We start from the raw sequence: 18,473 nt of genomic DNA on the forward strand, positions 1-18,473 counted from the left end.
CCTAGCCCCGCCCCGCAAACGGCATCTGCGTGGCCATGACGGTGTGAAACATGACATTGGCCGACAAGGGTAAATTGGCCATGTAGACGATGGATTGGCCGACGATATTGACATCCATCACCGGTTCCACAGCGATGCTGCCGTTGGCTTGCAAAATGCCGGCCTGCATGCGTTGCGTCATGTCGGTGGCGGCATTGCCAATGTCAATCTGCCCGACAGCAATGTTGTATTTACGGCCATCCAGCGAGGCGGTTTTGGTCAGCCCGGTCACCGCGTGTTTGGTGGCGGTGTAGGCAATCGAGTTGGGGCGAGGTGTGGTGGCTGAAATCGAGCCGTTGTTGATGATGCGCCCACCCATCGGGGTTTGCGCTTTCATCACCCGAAAAGCTTGGCGCAAGCACAAAAACATGCCGGTCAGGTTGACATCAACCACGCCTTGCCAGGCTTGCAGTGTCAGGTCTTCAATCAACACGCCGGGTGGGGCGCTGATGCCTGCATTGTTGAAGAGCAAATCGATGCGACCAAATTTCTCCAGTGCCTGGTCAAAAAGCGACACCACCGCCGCCTCCTGGGACACATCGGCCGAAACAACCAAGGCACGATCCGGGGCAGCGGACAAAGCCGCAACCTCCTGCAAGGCTTGCAACCTGCGGCCAGCCAAAACCACGCACCAACCGTCAGCCAACAACGCCAGTGCGACCGCCTTGCCAATGCCTGAGCCCGCGCCAGTGACCAAAGCAACTTTTTTTGAATGTGTCATGAGTTCAATTTGATAAGTAGGGATGTGCTCAACTGCGTCGACGTGGTTTTCGGGTTTTGGATTTTTCCGGTTCAGACGCTTTGGGGCTGACTGCACGTTTGGAGGACTTCACGCGCGGCTTGGGCTCGCCAGTTTGCCGCTCACGGCGGCCTGGTTGAGTTGCCCTGATCGCCTCACCTGGCGTTCTTTGCCCTTTGTCTTCAGACGAACCGGAGGTGTCGCGCTCTTTTGAGCTGCGTGTGCTCAAGCCCTCATTGTCAGACAACAGGCGGAAATCAATACGCCGTCCATCCAGATCGACCCGGCTCACCTGCACCCGCACCCGGGAACCTAGCGCAAAACGTATGCCGGTGCGCTCGCCACGCAATTCCTGGCGGGCCTCGTCAAAGCGGTAGTAATCACCTCCCAGTTCAGTGATGTGAACCAGGCCCTCCACATACATGGCATCCAGGGTCACAAAAATACCAAAACTGGTCACGGCACTGACCACGCCACTGTATTCTTCGCCCAGGTGTTCCCGCATGTACTTGCATTTCAGCCAGGCTTCGACATCACGGCTGGCTTCATCGGCACGCCGCTCGTTGGCGCTGCAATGCAGGCCAGCGGCTTGCCAAGCTTGCATGTCGACACTGAGCTTGCGCGGTTTTTGCCCCGGCTGGGCGACGCGTGATGCCAGGTTTTTTTCGAGTCTTTTGGACAGTTTGGCATGCGCCTCACCCGGTATCGGCAAGGTCGGCAACTGGTATTTGGATTTGGCCAAAATCGCCTTGATGACCCGGTGCACCAGCAAATCCGGGTAACGCCGAATCGGGCTGGTGAAATGCGTGTAAGCCTCAAACGCCAAGCCAAAGTGGCCGCTGTTCATCGGGGTGTAGATGGCTTGCTGCATCGAGCGCAGCAACATGGTTTGAATCTGCTGGGTGTCAGGCCGCCCCTGGGTGGCTTTGGCAATGGCTTGGAAATCTGCCGGTTGCGGGTCGTCCCCAATGCTCAGGGGCACGCCGGTCATTTTCAGGAAGTTTCTGAGCAGTTCGACCTTTTCAGGTGTTGGCCCTTCGTGCACGCGAAATAAACCCGCATGTTTGCTTTGCGCAATGAAGTCAGCACTGCACACATTGGCCGCCAGCATGGCTTCTTCAATCAACTTGTGAGCATCGTTGCGGGTGCGCGGCACAATTTTTTCAATGCGGCCTGCCTCGTCACAAACTATCTGTGTTTCAACGGTTTCAAAGTCCACCGCACCTCGGCGCTCACGCGATTTCAGCAATGCCCGGTAAACATCATGCAGATTGATTAAATCAGTGACACGCTCTTTGCGTTTGATCGCTTCAGGCCCCCGAGTGTTGGCCAAAATGGCAGCCACCTCGGTATAGGTAAAGCGGGCATGGCTCCACATCACGGCCGGATAGAACTGGTAAGCCGTCACTTCCCCGTCCGGGCTCACCATCATGTCGCAGACCATACACAAACGCTCGACTTCAGGGTTGAGTGAACACAAGCCGTTGGACAATTTTTCCGGCAGCATCGGAATCACCCGGCGCGGAAAATAAACGCTGGTGGCACGATCATAGGCATCGACATCAATGGGCGAACCGTTTTCCACATAGTGGCTGACATCGGCAATCGCCACCAGCAAACGCCAGCCTGAAACCGCTGACTTACCTCGACCAATTTTGGCGGGCTCGCAATAAACGGCATCGTCAAAGTCGCGTGCGTCTTCACCATCAATGGTGACCAGCGGAACGTCCGTCAAATCGACACGATGTTTCTTGTCTGTCAAGCGGACTGCATCCGGCAGCCCGCGTGCCTGCGCAATACAGGCCTCAGAAAATACATGAGGCACATCGTACTTGCGCACAGCAATTTCAATTTCCATGCCGGGGTCATCTATTTCACCCAGTACCTCCTTGACACGACCGACCGGCTGACCAAACAGCGCAGGAGGCTCAGTCAGTTCAACCACCACCACTTGCCCGGCTTTGGCCGCTCCCGTGGCGGCCTTTGGAATCATCACATCCTGGCCATAACGCTTGTCCTCTGGGGCCACGATCCAGATACCACTTTCACACAACAAGCGACCAATGATCACATGGTTGCTGCGCTCAACAATTTCAACGACACGGCCTTCGGGCCGACCCTTGCGGTCACAGCGAACCACACGCGCCTTGACACGGTCTTTGTGCAGCACCGCACGCATTTCATTGGGTGGCAAATAAATGTCCGCTTCACCATCGTCCCGGATCACAAAACCATGACCATCACGATGTCCTTGAACAATTCCTTCAACTTCTTCCAGCAAAACGCTGGTTTGCTTAATATTTTTGATACAATACCTTTCTTTCCTGAGATGCCCAGGTGGCGGAATTGGTAGACGCACTAGTTTCAGGTACTAGCGAGTAACTTCGTGGGGGTTCGAGTCCCTTCCTGGGCACCAATATAAATGAATTCCGGTTCATTTTTATGTCAGAAACCGGATGTTTTTGAATAAAAAGCCGCTGCAACTGCAGCGGCTTTTTTATTGCCTTTTTCCATGTTGCGAGACTGTTCAATGGCCAAGCTCAGAATGGTTGTGCCACCAGATCATGCCCACGCGCAGCCACAATCTTAGCCTTGGTGAATTCACCTACCCGCAAGGTCTTGCTGATTTTTTCAGGCGCAAGTAATTGCACTACACCATCAATTTCAGGCGCATCTGCATAAGATCGTCCCAACCCACCTTTTTTACCCAAACCTGGGGCTGCATCAACCAAAATCTGCATGGTTGTCCCAACCCGTTTTTGCAATTTACTGGATGACACCGTTTCAGCAACCTCCATGAAACGGGCACGGCGCTCTTCACGCAAAACCTCAGGGAGCATGCCAGGCAATTCGTTCGCCGCTGCACCCTCGACAGGGCTGTAAGCAAAGCATCCTGCTCTATCAATTTGTGCTTCACGTACAAAATCCAGCAAATGCTCAAACTCAGATTCGGTTTCACCTGGAAAACCTGTGATAAACGTGCTGCGAACCACAATCTCTGGACACATTTCACGCCAACGTAACAGTCGCTCCAGATTTTTTTCACCACTGGCAGGACGCTTCATGCGTTTTAACACCTCAGGGTGACTGTGCTGAAACGGCACATCCAGATACGGCAACACAAGACCTGAAGCCATCAGCGGCAAAATGTCATCCACACTTGGATAGGGGTACACATAGTGCAAACGCACCCAAGCTCCATATGTTTGCGCCATCTCACCCAAGGCTTGCGTCAATTCAAACAAGCGGGTTTTGATCGGTTTCCCATTCCAGAAACCCGTGCGATATTTCACATCAACACCGTAAGCGGAAGTATCTTGACTGATCACCAGCAACTCTTTGACACCGCCTTCAAACAAGGCTTGCGCTTCTTTGAGCACATCTCCAATCGGACGGGAAACCAAATCACCACGCATCGACGGAATGATGCAAAACGTGCAGCGATGGTTGCAGCCTTCGCTGATTTTGATGTACGCGTAGTGCCGGGGGGTCAGTTTGATGCCAGCCGAGCCAAAGGCATTCGGAATCAGATCCACAAATGGATCATGCGGTTTGGGCAAGTTGGCATGTACCGCATCCATCACCTCTTGAGTGGCTTGTGGACCAGTGACCGCCAACACACTGGGATGCATTTGACGTATCAAGTTACTCCCACCCTCACCCGCTTTAGCTCCCAAACAGCCCGTCACAATGACCTTGCCGTTTTCTGCCAACGCCTCGCCAATGGTGTCAAGGCTTTCTTTGACCGCATCATCAATGAAGCCACAGGTGTTGACAATCACCAAGTCAGCACCTGCAAAGGTTTTAACGGTTTGATAACCTTCAGCACTTAACTGCGTCAATATCAACTCTGAATCCGTAAGCGCTTTCGCGCACCCCAAACTGACAAATCCGACCTTGGGAGCTGAAGTAGATTTGGCGTTTTCTGAAATATGTTGGTTCATACGTAAATGATGAAAAGGCACTCAAATAGCGCTTTTGATACCAAATGCACCCAGCATTTGATCAGTTTGTTTTTGCACCTGCTCCTGCATTTGAGCCAGCATGGCCTTGGACTGCTCCAAACTACCACCCATCAAAGCCTGTAATGCCGGAGGCTGCATGGCTGCGTACTGGCTCCACATTTCCGGAGTAAATCCCTTGGACTGCTCAGCGAAACGAGTTTGCACTTCAATCAGGGATTGAATATTTTTTTCCAGATAGCCACCCAAAAATCCCTGCATAGCGTGACCATAAAAACGGATCAAACTCTCCAGCACCGGTGCTGTGAACATGGGGCGCCCTCCAGCTTCTTCTTCCAAAATAATTTGCAGAAGAATGCTGCGGGTAATGTCCTCACCCGTCTTGGCATCGCGAACCTCAAAGCTCACGCGACTCATCACCAATTGCTTGACTTCCGAAAGGGTGATGTAGGTCGACGTATCGGTGTCATAAAGACGCCGATTAGGATATTTTTTGATGATGCGTTGATGAGATTCGCTCTGCTGAGCCATGGCGGTGTTCATGTGAAGTCCTTGGACTCCCATTGAGCCCCTTGTGCTTTGTCGTTTTGTGCTGCAACAGATTGTAAGTAGTCGCAGCACGCACCCATACATCGGAAAACGGCCTAAAAGCCATTTCCAAAAACGGAAAAACTGACTGAAATAAACGAAGGAAAATACCGAGGTTCTTGAGAACTGAATCTGGCTATATTCAGAAAACCTTGGTAGGCGCGATTGGACTCGAACCAACGACCCCCACCATGTCAAGGTGGTGCTCTAACCAGCTGAGCTACGCGCCTAGGAGTATTCGAGAAGCCGAGAGTATAGCGGTAATATTCACGACCTTAACCAAAGGAGTCGTAAGAAATCTGTTTTTTCTTTCATACGTGATAATTGACGTTAACGTTAACGTCAATTTTTTTGGAGAAACTCATGGATATTTCAGGAAAAGTTTTCATCGTGACAGGTGCAGCGTCAGGTTTGGGCGAAGGCACTGCACGCATGCTCAGCAGCAAAGGTGCCAAGGTGGTGGTTGCTGATATGCAAATTGAAAAAGGGGAGGCTGTTGCAGCCAGCATTGGCGGCACCTTTGTGAAATGCGATGTCAGCAACGAAAGTGATGCTCAAGCCGCCGTCAACCTTGCATGCAGTTTGGGGAAACTGATGGGGTTGGTTAATTGCGCAGGCATTGCTCCCGCTGAAAAAACGGTAGGAAAATCAGGTGCACACTCACTGTCTGTGTTCAACAAATGCATCACCGTGAATCTGATTGGCAGTTTCAACATGATTCGCCTGTGTGCCGATGCCATGAGCAAAAACGAACCAGAATCCACAGGTGAGCGTGGTGTCATGATCTCTACCGCGTCGGTAGCGGCTTATGACGGTCAGATTGGTCAAGCAGCCTACAGCGCATCCAAAGGAGGTATTGTGGGTATGACATTACCCATTGCCCGTGACTTGGCACGCAATGGCATCCGCAATATGACCATTGCCCCTGGTATTTTTGGTACGCCCATGATGTTCAGCTTTCCTCAAGAAGTGCAAGATGCACTGGCTGCCAGCGTACCTTTTCCCTCCAGACTGGGCACACCACAAGACTACGCCAAACTGGCTGTCCATATTTTCGAAAACGACATGCTCAATGGCGAAGTGATCCGCTTGGACGGTGCCATTCGCTTGGCTCCACGCTAATTGATCACGACACCTTAACCCTCCCAAGCCTTGCCCGCAACAAAGCTTGGGAGGCGTTTAGCCGCAGATTTTCGAAACCCTGCATGGGGTTTCTACAATTCAGCCATGTCCATTCCCCAGACTTTTGTTCAGGAACTTCTTGCGCGTGCTGACGTGGTTGAGATTGTGGGTCGTTACGTCCCTCTCAAAAAGGGCGGAGCCAATTTCATGGGACTGTGCCCTTTTCACAGTGAAAAATCACCCTCGTTTTCAGTCAGCCCGACCAAACAGTTTTACCACTGCTTTGGCTGTGGCAAAACAGGTAACGCTATTGGTTTTTTAATGGAACATGCTGGCATGAGCTTTGTGGAAGCGGTGCAAGACCTGGCCCAGCAATTTGGCATGAATGTTCCCGAAGATGATGCCAGTCCACAAGACCGTGCCAAGGCCGCACAACAACGCGAAAAACAATCCACCTTGAACGAGGTGCTTGAAAAAGCCTGCCAAGCCTATCAAAAACACCTGAAATACTCTGAACGGGCCGTAACGTACTTCAAAGGGCGAGGTGTGTCTGGCCAAGTCGCCAAGCAATTTGGCTTGGGCTATGCACCAGAAGGCTGGCGCAGCTTGGCCAGTGTGTTTCCAAACTACGAAGATCCATTGCTGGTGGAAAGTGGCTTGGTCATCCTGCATGAAGAAGAAGGGCAGGAGGTCAAACGTTACGACCGGTTCCGTGACCGCGTGATGTTTCCGATTCGAAACATTAAGGGCGAATACATTGGTTTTGGCGGTCGTGTCTTGGGAGACGATAAGCCCAAGTACCTGAATTCTCCAGAAACCCCAGTTTTCAGCAAAGGACGCGAACTCTACGGCCTGTTTGAGGCGCGTGCTGCCTTGCGTGAGCAGGGCTACGCACTGGTCACGGAAGGCTACATGGATGTGGTTGCTCTGGCGCAATTGGGTTTTCCCAACGCCGTTGCCACATTGGGAACAGCTTGTACGGCTGAGCATGTCCAGAAATTGTTCCGTTTCACCGATGTGGTGGTGTTCAGCTTTGACGGTGACAGCGCCGGGCGACGCGCCGCCCGCAAGGCACTCGATGCTGCACTGCCCTTGGCTACTGACGTGCGCTCTGTCAAATTTTTATTCCTGCCACCTGAGCACGACCCTGACAGCTTTATCCGTGCACATGGTAAAGACGCATTTGCGCGCTATGTGAGCGAAGCTGTTCCTTTGAGCCGGTTCTTGATTGATGTGGCCCGCGATGGTTGCGATCTCCATAGCGCCGAAGGTCGCGCCCACATGGTCAGCAACGCCAAACCGCTGTGGGAACTGATGCCCGAAGGTGCATTGAAGCAACAACTACTGGCCGAGATAGCCGACTTGATCCAGCTGTCCAACCGCGAACTCATGAACGTCTGGTATCCCAGCGCCAAGAAAATAGCTGGAAAACGCTCTGAAAACTATAAAAATGAGAGTGACTCACGCAATGAATACGGAGGCTTCAGTAAGAAATATTCTGAAAAAAAATCACCTGCAAAAATGCAAGGCCATGGCCGCCTACCCGCCAGCAGAGCCGATCACGCCGCCCGAATTTTGCTGGACAACATGGCCACACTGGCCAGTCTGTCAGCCGAGGACCATGCCATGCTATGCGCCTTGCCCGCGCCGCACGGCCCCTTGTTTGCTTGGCTGGAGCGCCAGTTCCATGAGCACGGCCCACAGCCTTGGGTGGCCCTGCGCGAAGGCTTACAGGAAACCCCGAGTGAAACCTATGCCCTGCAACTGATGTCCGGCTACGAACTGGGTACGGACGAAGACAGTGCCGAATCACTCACCGAACTGCGCCACCTGCTCAACCGCATGTTGATTGATCAACTGAAAATCGAAGAAGACTTGGCCATTGTTGCATCCAAAACCGATCCCAGCGCCCTGAAACGCTACCGCGAGCTGTTCGATCGACGCAAGGTGCTGGCATCTGCCACCAATCCAGGCTAGACACAGACATCAAAAAGGTATAATCCACGGTTTTTCGATCAGACAAGAGCGACAGCAGCACCTCCGGGCCCGGCCAACAGATGACACATCACCCATCTGGCCAACCATCCGCAAGGACTGCACTCCAAATGTTCGCCCATCCATCTTGTCAGACCAGGTGAATTCCTCGTCCTGCCCAACGCTGGCCTGAAAAGCGTGAATCTGTTTGTTGTTTCCTTGTTTTAAGGTATCTCCATGCCCGCTACCAAGCCCCCAAAAGATCTCGCGCCAAAAGCGCCAGCCAGCGTTGCCAAAAAGACTGCCAGTAACTCTATTGAACCGAAAGCCGCCCCTGTGACCACTGCCAAGACCAAAATAAAAGCTCCTGCTGAAGACAAAAAAGTTATTGTTGAAGGTGCTGAAATTGTTGAAAAGAAAAAGGCTACGAAATCAACAAAAACTGCTGACAAACCCGCTACAGGGGCCAAGCGTGGTCCCAAAGCCAAGGCCGCTAAAAAAGATGACGCAGACGATCTGGACATGTCTGACATTGAGGACGACCTGGTTGGTGAACCCGAGGTTGCAGAAGCTACAACGGAAAAGGTCAAACCCCTGCGCATGAAAATCAGCAAGGCCAAAGAACGTGCCTTGATGAAAGAGTTTGGTTTGGACGAAACCGTTCTGTCTGAAGAAGATCTGGCCAAACGCCGCCTGCGTCTGAAAGCCCTGATCAAGCTCGGCAAAACCCGTGGCTACCTGACCCACGGCGAAATTTCTGACCACCTGCCCGACAAGCTGGTCGATGCCGAAACGCTGGAAGTGGTGATCTCCATGCTCAACGACATGGGTGTGGCAGTTTACGAGCACACCCCTGATGCCGAGACCCTGCTGCTCAACCAGAATGGCCCCACCGCAGCCACCGAAGAAGAGGCGGAAGAAGAAGCCGAAGCCGCACTCAGCACCGTCGACAGCGAATTTGGCCGTACCACCGACCCGGTGCGCATGTACATGCGTGAAATGGGCACGGTCGAGTTGTTGACCCGTGAAGGCGAAATTGAAATTGCCAAACGCATCGAAGGTGGCCTGATGGCCATGATGGAAGCCATTTCAGCATCCCCCGCCACCATTGCCGAAGTGCTGCAACTGGGCGAAGACATTCGTTCTGACAAAGTCGTTATTACTACCATTGTGGACGGCTTCACCAACCCCAACGAAGCCGACGACTATGTGGCCGAAGAAGACTTTGACGAGTTTGATGCGGACGACGACGACGATGGCAAAGGTGGCTCCAAGGCACTCACCAAAAAGCTCGAAGAGTTGAAAAAAGAGGCCATGAGCCGCTTTGACCGCTTGCGTGAATACTTTGAAAAGATTCACAAAACTTATGAAAAAGAAGGTTACGGCACACCCACCTACGTCAAAACCCAGCGTGCTTTGTCTGATGAATTGATGTCGATTCGATTCACCGCCAAGACCATTGAAAAGCTGTGTGACATGGTCCGTGGCCAGGTAGATGATGTGCGAAAAAAAGAGCGCGAACTACGCCGCATCATTGTGGACAAATGTGGCTACCCACAAGTCCAGTTCATCGCAGAATTCAGTGGTCGTGACAAACATCACAACAAGGTGCCCAGCCACCTGCTTGACCTGAAATGGATTGAAAAACAATCCGCCGCAGGCAAACCCTGGAGTGCCGCTATGGGCCGCCACATTCCACCGGTACAAGAATTGCAGCAGCGCCTGATTGACCTGCAAGCCAAGGTGGTGGTGCCCCTGGATCACCTCAAAGACATCAACAAACGCATGAACGAAGGCGAATACGCCTCACGTGCGGCCAAGAAAGAAATGATCGAGGCCAATTTGCGTCTGGTGATCTCGATTGCCAAGAAGTACACCAACCGTGGCCTGCAGTTCCTTGACCTGATCCAGGAAGGCAACATTGGCCTGATGAAGGCAGTCGACAAGTTCGAATACCGCCGCGGCTACAAGTTCTCGACCTATGCCACCTGGTGGATTCGCCAGGCCATCACCCGCAGCATTGCCGACCAGGCGCGCACCATCCGCATCCCGGTACACATGATCGAAACCATCAACAAGATGAACCGCATCAGCCGTCAGCATCTGCAGGAGTTCGGCTACGAACCCGATGCCTCGGTACTGGCCGAACGCATGGAAATCCCCGAGGACAAGATCCGCAAGATCATGAAAATCGCCAAAGAGCCGATTTCCATGGAAACACCGATTGGTGACGATGACGACAGCCACCTGGGTGATTTCATCGAAGACGGTGCCAACACCGCCCCGATGGAAGCCGCCATGCAGGCTGGCCTGCGCGACGTGGTCAAAGACATTCTTGACAGCCTGACACCACGCGAGGCCAAGGTGCTGCGTATGCGTTTTGGTATCGAGATGACCAATGACCACACACTGGAAGAAGTCGGCAAGCAGTTTGACGTGACGCGTGAGCGTATTCGCCAGATCGAAGCCAAGGCCCTGCGTAAACTCAAGCACCCGAGCCGCTCCGACAAATTGCGCAGCTTTACGGACAATCTGTAAAACAGTTCCAAGTTTCAGATACCGCAGTTTCAAGTACAAATAGCGCCTTGAACCCTTATAAATAGGGTGCAAGGCGCTATTTTTTTCATGGCATATTAACCGTAACGGCGATCTGGCATCCAGTCAAAGCAATCTACATTTAGTTACAATAATCAATTACATCACTACCTATAGTGTTTTTTTGCATTTCAATACTTTTGTTTTGCGATACATCAATAATGCGCAGATGGCTCAAGCCTACGATCGCAGCCCGTTTTCACAGAAAGCCACCATGCCCCAATCCACCACCATTTCCCCGCTGACTACATTGCCAGGACAAGCCATCAGCACAGAAGTTTTGCTTGAAAAATACAGTAAAGGCACTGAGAAAACCATTGCCGACGTAAACCAACGTGTTGCCAGCGCTTTGGCTAAAGTGGAAGCACCCGAGCAGCAAGCACAGTGGGAAGCCAGTTTTTTAACCACACTGGAGGCCGGTTTTTTACCTGCCGGTCGCATTCAGTCCGCCGCAGGCACTGATCTGGCAGCCACCTTGATCAATTGCTTTGTACAGCCCGTGGGTGACTCGATTGCACATGTGGAAGACGGCCACCCCGGCATTTACACCGCCCTTACCGAGGCCGCTGAAACCATGCGCCGAGGTGGTGGCGTAGGTTACGATTTTTCACGCATTCGCCCGCGGGGTGCTTGGGTGGGCAGCACCCAAAGCAGCGCGTCTGGCCCGGTCAGCTACATGCGTGTGTTTGACCGCTCGTGCGAGACGGTAGAGTCCGCTGGAGCACGACGTGGCGCGCAAATGGGCGTGTTGCGTTGTGACCACCCTGACATTGAAGAATTCATCCATGCCAAAGACAAGGGTGACCTGAAAAACTTCAACATTTCGGTCGGCGTATCAGATGAATTCATGAACGCTGTGCAAGCCGATGCCGACTTCTGCCTGGTTCACAAAGCCGAACCGGGTGCGGCCCAAAAAGAGTCTGGCTCATACCATGATCAAAACAAAGGTATGTGGGTTTACCGCAAACTCAAAGCACGTACGCTGTGGGACCAAATCATGCGCAGCACCTACGACCATGCTGAACCCGGCGTACTGTTTCTGGATCAGATGAACCGCGACAACAACCTGGCGTACTGCGAAACCATCGCCAGCACCAATCCTTGTGCGGAGCAACCACTCCCCCCTTACGGCTGCTGCTGCCTGGGCTCGATCGATCTGACGCGTTTTATCCATGAGCCCTTCTCTGAGGCTGCCAAATTCGACAAAGAAGCCTTTGTCAAAGTAGCGCGCGTAGCGGTACGAATGCTGGACAACGTGCTGGACGCCACCGTTTGGCCCTTACCACAGCAGCAAGCAGAGGCCAACAGCAAGCGCCGGATCGGCTTGGGATTTACCGGCTTGGGGGATGCTCTGGTGATGCTCAATTTGCGTTATGACACCGCATCAGCACGTGACATGGCGCGGGAAATCTCAGTATTGATGAGAGACACCGCTTACCAAGCCTCCAGCGACTTAGCCCAAGAACGCGGTGCATTCCCACTGTTTAATGCCGATCTGTTCTTCAACGGCCAGTCCTTCGCTTCGCGTCTGCCAGCCACTCTGAAGAAAAAAATTCGACAACATGGCCTGCGCAACTCACACCTGCTGTCCATCGCCCCCACAGGTACCATCAGTCTGGCTTTTGCCGACAACGCCAGCAACGGCATCGAACCAGCCTTCAGTTGGACCTACAACCGTAAAAAACGCATGCCTGACGGCAGCTTCAAAGAATACGCCGTAGAAGACCACGCCTGGCGTCTGTACCGCCACCTCAAGGGCAACAACGCACCATTGACGGATGCATTCGTCACTGCGCTGGAGATGAGCGCCCAAGCCCATGCCGAAATGGTCGCCGCGGTAGCCCCCTACATTGACACGGCCATTTCCAAAACCGTCAACGTCCCTGCCGACTACCCCTACGAAGATTTCCAAGGGCTGTACACCCAGGCTTGGCAGTCGGGCCTGAAAGGCTTGGCCACATACCGCCCGAACTCGGTGCTTGGCTCAGTGCTGAGTGTGACACCCACCACCACCCCAGCCAAGCCACTGAAAATTGACGGCACTAACCACCGCCTCAAGCTAGACCGCTTACCCACCGCCGTGCTATCCAGCCTGCGCTGGCCTGGTCGACCCACCCTGCCCGGGGGCAACACTGCCTGGACCTTCATGGTGCACCATCCGTTTGGCGACTTTGCGCTATTTATTGGTGAGCTTCCTGCACAAGATGGATGCGGCCTGCAACCCTTTGAAGTCTGGGTCAACGGGGCTGAGCAACCACGTGGTCTGGGTGCCTTGGCCAAAACCCTGTCCATGGACTTGCGTGCCAATGACCCAGCTTGGTTGGCTCTCAAGCTTGATGCACTGGCAACCGTCACAGAAGAACACCCGTTTGAGATGCCTTTTCCGCCACATGGCGAAAAACGCCCCTTCCCGGGCGTAGTCGCCGCCACCGCAGCGGTGATCCGCTGGCGCTGCGACCAACTCGCTGCACAGTCTGGCAAAAAAGCCGCGGACTCTTCGGCCGCTGCCACACCTGTCCTGGATGCCATGTTCAGTCGCAACGAACCCATTACCGGCCCCTCAGGCACGCTGGCCTGGGCGGTAGACGTGGATAACCCTGCCACCAGCGAATCTTTTACCGTGACCCTGAAAGAAGTGAATCTGCCTGGGCCAGATGGCAATATGGTGACACGCCCCTGCGCTGTGGGGTTCAGCGGCAACTACCCTAGAGCCATGGACGGCTTAGCACGCCTGCTGTCACTGGACATGCGGGTGATTGACCCCGCATGGATTGGCATGAAACTGCGCAAGCTACTCAACTACGCCGAACCCCTGGGCCATTTCATGGCTTTTGTGCCGGGTTTGCCCAACGGCGAAAAACGCCAACAAACCTGGCCATCCACCGTAGCCTACATTGCCCGGCTGATCATTCACCGCTATGCCATGCTAGGCATCTTGAATGAAGAAGGCTACCCGCTGCGCGACATGGGTGTGCTCGACACCCCGGAAACTCGTGAAACAACCAAAACCATGGCTGGAAAAACCTGCCCGGAATGCGGCAACCCCACGGTGATCCACAAAGACGGCTGTGATTTTTGCACCGCTTGTGGTTATGTAGGTCAGTGCGGTTAATGGTGATTCGGCCCAATTAAGTTTGGGCCTCTCGTCATGAGCCAGTTGAAGGACTACAACAGGCTCACAGTCCGAACAGAACCAAAAGCTTCACCCGGCTAGATCGGTATTACCTAGCAAATTAAAACGGGTTCCAATGCTGTGAGCGGGTTCTCTGTTTTTTATTTCAATGATTCAAATAAAGTTGTATCATTGAAACATGAACAAAAACCTTGCCACCACCATTTTTGAATCACTCTCCTCCGGCATGCGGCTGGACATTTACCGCCTGCTGGTGAAAACCGGGCCGCAAGGCTTGGTGGCCGGTGAAATTGGCAGCGCCTTGGGCGTGCCACCCACCAACCTGTCGTTCCATCTGAAAGCCCTGACCCATGCACAACTGGTATCGGTGGTGCAAGAGGGTCGCTATCAACGCTATCGAGCCAACCTGTCGCTGATGCAGGAGCTGATTGGCTATCTGACCGCCGAATGCTGCGGTGGCCACCCCGAACAATGCGCCGAGTTGTGCCAACCCACAGTCCACAACTGATTTTTTCACCCCTACACCCAAGGAAACACACCATGAAAAAAGTCCAAGTCTTTGACCCCGCCCTGTGCTGCAGCAGCGGCGTGTGTGGCACGGATGTTGACCAGAAACTGGTTGATTTTTCGGCCAACGTCGATTGGGCCAAGCAGCAGGGTTTGAGCATAGAGCGCTTCAACCTAGCCCAGCAACCCATGGCCTTTGCCGAACATGCTGCGGTCAAGGGCTTGCTGGAGCGTTCTGGCAAAGCCGCCTTGCCCATCACCCTGGTTGATGGCGAAGTGGCCTTTGCCGGGCGTTACCCCAGCCGGGACGATCTGGCCCGCTGGATCGGCACGCCGACAGACACCCCCGCGCCAACAAGTGGCGCATGCTGCAGCGGTGGAAAGTGCTGCGGATGAAATTCCTGCAGCAGGCCCCACGCTTTCTGTTCTTCACCGGCAAGGGCGGCGTGGGCAAAACCTCGATCGCTTGCGCCACCGCAGTGCAGTTAGCAGCCGCAGGCCAACGGGTGTTGCTGGTCAGCACCGACCCAGCCTCCAACGTGGGCCAGGTGTTTGGCATGGCCATTGGCAACCAGATCACGCCGGTGGCGGCTGTGCCCAATCTGAGCGCGCTGGAGATTGACCCGCAAGCGGCAGCCCAGGCCTACCGCGACCGCATCGTCGGCCCGGTGCGTGGCCTGTTGCCCGAGAGTGTGGTCAAGGGCATTGAAGAACAGCTCTCAGGGGCCTGCACCACCGAGATTGCCGCGTTTGACGAGTTCACCGCCTTGCTGACCGACAGCGCCCTGACCCAGAACTTTGACCACATCGTGTTTGACACTGCGCCCACCGGTCACACCATTCGCATGCTGCAACTGCCCGGAGCCTGGAGCGGTTTTCTGGAAGACGGCAAAGGCGATGCTTCCTGCCTGGGCCCACTGGCCGGGCTGGAAAAGCAGCGCACCCAATACAAGGCCGCTGTGGAGGCCCTGGCTGATGCCCAAAAAACACGTCTGGTGCTTGTGGCACGTGCGCAAGCCGCTACATTAAATGAAGCAGCCCGCACCCACGACGAACTGGCAGGCATTGGCCTGAGCCAGCAGTATCTGGTGATCAATGGCGTGTTTCCTGCGCTTGAGGCCGCACATGACCCCTTGGCCCAAGCCATTTTTGCGCGTGAACAGGCCGTGCTGGCCGATTTGCCACAGGCTTTGCGCGACTTGCCCACGGACCGGATTGAACTCAAGGCGTTTAACCTGGTGGGGCTGGCGGCCCTCCAACAATTGCTGGCGCACACCCGCAGCACCGAGTTGGCTACCGAAACTGTGCCAATCCAACCGCCCCACGCCCCCAGCCTGAGTTCATTGATAGACGAGATCGCCCAGGACGGCCACGGCCTGGTGATGCTGATGGGCAAAGGTGGTGTTGGCAAAACCACGCTGGCTGCCGCCGTGGCGGTGGCACTGGCCACACGCGGCTACCCGGTGCACCTGAGCACCTCTGACCCAGCCGCGCACCTGATGGAAACATTGGATGGCACGCTAGACCATTTGACGCTGAGCCGCATTGACCCGCACGAAGTCACCCAGGCCTACCGCGCCCAGGTGCTGGCCAGCAAAGGGGCGCAACTGGATGCGGCTGGCCGCGCCGTGCTGGAAGAAGATTTGCGCTCGCCCTGCACCGAAGAAATTGCGGTGTTTCAGGCCTTCTCCCGGGTGATTCGTGAAGCCGGCAAGAAGTTTGTGGTGATGGACACCGCCCCCACCGGCCACACCTTGCTGCTGCTGGATGCCACCGGGGCTTACCACCGCGACATCGCCCGCCAAATGGGTCCGCAAGCGCACTTCACCACACCCATGATGCAGTTGCAAGACCCCCGGCAAACCAAGGTGCTGATCGTCACCCTGGCCGAGACCACACCGGTGCTGGAAGCCGCCAATTTACAAGCCGACCTGCGCCGCGCTGGCATTGAGCCCTGGGCCTGGGTGCTGAACAACTGTGTGGCTGCCACCCAGGTGAGCTCACCCTTGCTGCAAGCCCGCGCCCACAACGAGTTGCGTGAAATCGATGCCGTGGCCCAGCAACACGCCAGCCGCTATGCGCTGGTGCCGCTCAGACAAGAAGAACCCGTGGGGGTTCAACGCCTTTTGCAACTGACCAGCCCTTCCCCCAAACTCAACTCACCTCAGGAAATTGGACATGACTGACAAAACCCTCCATGTGCTGTTTTTGTGCACGCATAACTCGGCCCGCAGCATCCTGGCCGAAGCCATCCTGAACCATATCGGTGGTGGCCGTTTCAAGGCCTATTCCGCCGGTAGCAGCCCGCGTGACAACCAGCAACCCAATCCGCTAGGGCTGCAAGTGCTGCAACATGCTGGTATTTCCACCGAAGGCCTGTACAGCAAAAGCTGGGATGAATTTGCCTTGCCCGATGCGCCGCGCATGGACTTGGTGATCACCGTATGCGACAACGCGGCTGGTGAAGTCTGCCCCTACTGGCCCGGCCAACCCGCCACCGCCCACTGGGGCTACCCCGACCCTTCAGCCGGGGATGGCACCGATGCTGAAAAACTGGAAGCGTTTCGCCAGACCCTGCTGGCCTTCAAACGCCGCCTGGACCTGTTGATCAGCCTGCCCACCGCCAAGCTGGAAAAAACCCTGCTGCAAAACACCGCCCGCGACCTGGCCAAGGAGTAAGCCATGAGTGCCCAATGTGAAGTGACTGGCAAACGCGCTGCTGGCGCACCGATGAGTGTGTTTGAGCGATTCCTATCCGTGTGGGTGGCCTTGTGCATCGTTGCTGGCATTTTGCTGGGCCAGTTTTTGCCCGGCGTGTTTCAAGCCATTGGCCGCATGGAGGTGGCGCAGGTCAACCTACCGGTGGGGGTGTTGATCTGGGTGATGATCATCCCGATGCTGGTCAAGGTGGATTTTTCTGCCCTGGGTGAGGTGCGTCAGCATGTCAGGGGCATTGGGGTCACGCTGTTTGTCAACTGGCTGGTCAAGCCCTTCAGCATGGCATTTCTGGCCTGGTTGTTCATTCGCACGCTGTTTGCACCGCTGCTGCCTGCCGACCAGATTGACAGCTACATCGCCGGGCTGATTCTGCTGGCCGCCGCGCCCTGCACCGCCATGGTGTTTGTCTGGAGCCGCCTGACCGGGGGTGACCCGCTGTTTACCCTGTCACAAGTGGCGTTGAACGACAGCATCATGGTGGTGGTGTTTGCCCCGCTGGTGGCGTTTTTGCTGGGCTTGTCGAGCATCACCGTGCCGTGGGACACGCTGCTGATCTCGGTTGGTTTGTACATCATCATTCCGGTGCTGCTGGCGCAAGGCTGGCGCAAGTCCTTGCTGGCCAAGGGACAGGCAGCGTTTGACAGCGCCATGGACAAGATCGGCCCCTGGTCGATCACCGCACTGCTGGCCACGCTGGTGCTGCTGTTTGCGTTTCAGGGTGAGGCCATCATCCAGCAACCGCTCATCATCGCGCTGCTGGCGGTGCCGATTTTGATTCAGGTGTTTTTCAATTCAGCGCTGGCGTACTGGCTGAATCGGGTGGTGGGTGAAAAGCACAACATTGCCTGCCCTTCGGCCCTGATTGGTGCCAGCAACTTTTTCGAGCTGGCCGTGGCCGCCGCCATCAGCCTGTTTGGTTTTCATTCCGGTGCGGCACTGGCCACCGTGGTGGGGGTGTTGATTGAGGTACCGGTGATGCTGCTGGTGGTGAACATTGTCAACCGCAGCAAGAGATGGTACGAACGCGGCTGACACATGGGCCAGTGGCAGCTCCTCCCATCCAACGGTCGCCACACTGCCCTCTGGATGGCTCACT

General features: G+C 54.9%; 14 protein-coding genes and 2 tRNA genes. 10 read left to right on the top strand and 6 right to left on the bottom strand.

The window, feature by feature from the left end; genetic code table 11:
• Position 1 precedes the first annotated feature (1 nt).
• A complete protein-coding gene (locus tag LDN84_RS13240; RefSeq protein WP_223903925.1) occupies positions 2-760 on the bottom strand; it encodes an SDR family oxidoreductase in 759 nt (252 codons plus the stop codon).
• A 28-nt stretch (positions 761-788) separates the two neighbouring features.
• On the bottom strand, positions 789-3,059 hold the full coding sequence (gene rnr, locus LDN84_RS13245; RefSeq protein WP_223903926.1) for a ribonuclease R: 2,271 nt from the start codon (positions 3,057-3,059) through the stop codon (positions 789-791).
• 50 nt (positions 3,060-3,109) lie between these two features.
• Here rnr and LDN84_RS13250 point away from each other — a divergent pair.
• Positions 3,110-3,194: transfer RNA gene (locus LDN84_RS13250), tRNA-Leu, on the top strand.
• A 124-nt stretch (positions 3,195-3,318) separates the two neighbouring features.
• Here the strand turns inward: LDN84_RS13250 and rimO are convergent.
• The 3 genes from rimO to LDN84_RS13265 all read right to left on the bottom strand — a co-directional run bounded on the left by rimO (position 3,319) and on the right by LDN84_RS13265 (position 5,558).
• A complete protein-coding gene (gene rimO, locus LDN84_RS13255; RefSeq protein ID WP_223903927.1) occupies positions 3,319-4,722 on the bottom strand; it encodes a 30S ribosomal protein S12 methylthiotransferase RimO in 1,404 nt (467 codons plus the stop codon).
• Positions 4,723-4,743: 21 nt separating this feature from the next.
• Positions 4,744-5,283, bottom strand: a complete 540-nt coding sequence (phaR, locus tag LDN84_RS13260) for a polyhydroxyalkanoate synthesis repressor PhaR (protein WP_223903928.1) — start codon at positions 5,281-5,283, stop codon at positions 4,744-4,746.
• 198 nt (positions 5,284-5,481) lie between these two features.
• Positions 5,482-5,558, bottom strand: a tRNA-Val gene (locus LDN84_RS13265).
• 133 nt (positions 5,559-5,691) lie between these two features.
• Here LDN84_RS13265 and LDN84_RS13270 point away from each other — a divergent pair.
• Positions 5,692-6,450 (top strand): 3-hydroxyacyl-CoA dehydrogenase, encoded by a 759-nt coding sequence (locus LDN84_RS13270; RefSeq protein WP_223903929.1) that lies wholly within the window; start codon positions 5,692-5,694, stop codon positions 6,448-6,450.
• Positions 6,451-6,555: 105 nt separating this feature from the next.
• On the top strand, positions 6,556-8,427 hold the full coding sequence (gene dnaG, locus LDN84_RS13275; protein WP_223903930.1) for a DNA primase: 1,872 nt from the start codon (positions 6,556-6,558) through the stop codon (positions 8,425-8,427).
• 221 nt (positions 8,428-8,648) lie between these two features.
• Here the strand turns inward: dnaG and LDN84_RS13280 are convergent, their stop codons facing one another.
• Positions 8,649-8,957, bottom strand: coding sequence for a hypothetical protein (locus LDN84_RS13280; protein WP_223903931.1), 309 nt, complete (start codon positions 8,955-8,957; stop codon positions 8,649-8,651).
• Between LDN84_RS13280 and rpoD the strand changes: the two genes are divergently transcribed.
• From rpoD to arsB, 7 genes are all read left to right on the top strand, one after another.
• The gene (rpoD, locus tag LDN84_RS13285; RefSeq protein WP_223903932.1) at positions 8,947-10,962 is read left to right on the top strand and encodes an RNA polymerase sigma factor RpoD; all 2,016 of its coding nucleotides are present in this window, start codon (positions 8,947-8,949) and stop codon (positions 10,960-10,962) included. The two genes, LDN84_RS13280 and rpoD, sit on opposite strands and share 11 nt — an antisense overlap.
• Before the next feature lie 271 nt (positions 10,963-11,233).
• Complete coding sequence (locus LDN84_RS13290; protein ID WP_223903933.1) at positions 11,234-14,131, top strand: adenosylcobalamin-dependent ribonucleoside-diphosphate reductase; 2,898 nt, start codon at positions 11,234-11,236, stop codon at positions 14,129-14,131.
• A gap of 199 nt (positions 14,132-14,330) precedes the next feature.
• Positions 14,331-14,660, top strand: a complete 330-nt coding sequence (locus LDN84_RS13295; protein ID WP_223903934.1) for an ArsR/SmtB family transcription factor — start codon at positions 14,331-14,333, stop codon at positions 14,658-14,660.
• Positions 14,661-14,692: 32 nt separating this feature from the next.
• Complete coding sequence (gene arsD / locus LDN84_RS13300) at positions 14,693-15,055, top strand: arsenite efflux transporter metallochaperone ArsD (RefSeq protein WP_223903935.1); 363 nt, start codon at positions 14,693-14,695, stop codon at positions 15,053-15,055.
• Complete coding sequence (gene arsA, locus LDN84_RS13305; protein WP_223903936.1) at positions 15,052-16,845, top strand: arsenical pump-driving ATPase; 1,794 nt, start codon at positions 15,052-15,054, stop codon at positions 16,843-16,845. The genes arsD and arsA overlap by 4 nt, the downstream gene beginning before the upstream one ends.
• Complete coding sequence (locus tag LDN84_RS13310) at positions 16,838-17,338, top strand: arsenate reductase ArsC (RefSeq protein WP_223903937.1); 501 nt, start codon at positions 16,838-16,840, stop codon at positions 17,336-17,338. Before arsA ends, LDN84_RS13310 begins: the two co-directional genes overlap by 8 nt.
• Positions 17,339-17,341: 3 nt before the next feature.
• Positions 17,342-18,409 (top strand): ACR3 family arsenite efflux transporter, encoded by a 1,068-nt coding sequence (arsB, locus tag LDN84_RS13315; protein ID WP_223903938.1) that lies wholly within the window; start codon positions 17,342-17,344, stop codon positions 18,407-18,409.
• Positions 18,410-18,473: the final 64 nt, after the last annotated feature.

Origin of the sequence: Rhodoferax lithotrophicus (genome assembly GCF_019973615.1) — a bacterium.
In the GTDB taxonomy this organism is placed as follows: Bacteria; Pseudomonadota; Gammaproteobacteria; order Burkholderiales; family Burkholderiaceae_C; genus Rhodoferax; species Rhodoferax lithotrophicus.

Excerpts from the sequence above, each read along its gene's own strand:
- phaR (WP_223903928.1), bottom strand. The coding sequence starts at position 5,283 with ATGAACACCGCCATGGCTCAGCAGAGCGAATCTCATCAACGCATCATC.
- LDN84_RS13240 (WP_223903925.1), bottom strand. The coding sequence starts at position 760 with ATGACACATTCAAAAAAAGTTGCTTTGGTCACTGGCGCGGGCTCAGGC.
- rimO (WP_223903927.1), bottom strand. The coding sequence starts at position 4,722 with ATGAACCAACATATTTCAGAAAACGCCAAATCTACTTCAGCTCCCAAG.
- arsB (WP_223903938.1), top strand. The coding sequence starts at position 17,342 with ATGAGTGCCCAATGTGAAGTGACTGGCAAACGCGCTGCTGGCGCACCG.
- LDN84_RS13310 (WP_223903937.1), top strand. The coding sequence starts at position 16,838 with ATGACTGACAAAACCCTCCATGTGCTGTTTTTGTGCACGCATAACTCG.
- dnaG (WP_223903930.1), top strand. The coding sequence starts at position 6,556 with ATGTCCATTCCCCAGACTTTTGTTCAGGAACTTCTTGCGCGTGCTGAC.
- LDN84_RS13270 (WP_223903929.1), top strand. The coding sequence starts at position 5,692 with ATGGATATTTCAGGAAAAGTTTTCATCGTGACAGGTGCAGCGTCAGGT.
- LDN84_RS13290 (WP_223903933.1), top strand. The coding sequence starts at position 11,234 with ATGCCCCAATCCACCACCATTTCCCCGCTGACTACATTGCCAGGACAA.
- LDN84_RS13295 (WP_223903934.1), top strand. The coding sequence starts at position 14,331 with ATGAACAAAAACCTTGCCACCACCATTTTTGAATCACTCTCCTCCGGC.
- arsD (WP_223903935.1), top strand. The coding sequence starts at position 14,693 with ATGAAAAAAGTCCAAGTCTTTGACCCCGCCCTGTGCTGCAGCAGCGGC.
- arsA (WP_223903936.1), top strand. The coding sequence starts at position 15,052 with ATGAAATTCCTGCAGCAGGCCCCACGCTTTCTGTTCTTCACCGGCAAG.
- rpoD (WP_223903932.1), top strand. The coding sequence starts at position 8,947 with ATGTCTGACATTGAGGACGACCTGGTTGGTGAACCCGAGGTTGCAGAA.
- LDN84_RS13280 (WP_223903931.1), bottom strand. The coding sequence starts at position 8,957 with ATGTCAGACATGTCCAGATCGTCTGCGTCATCTTTTTTAGCGGCCTTG.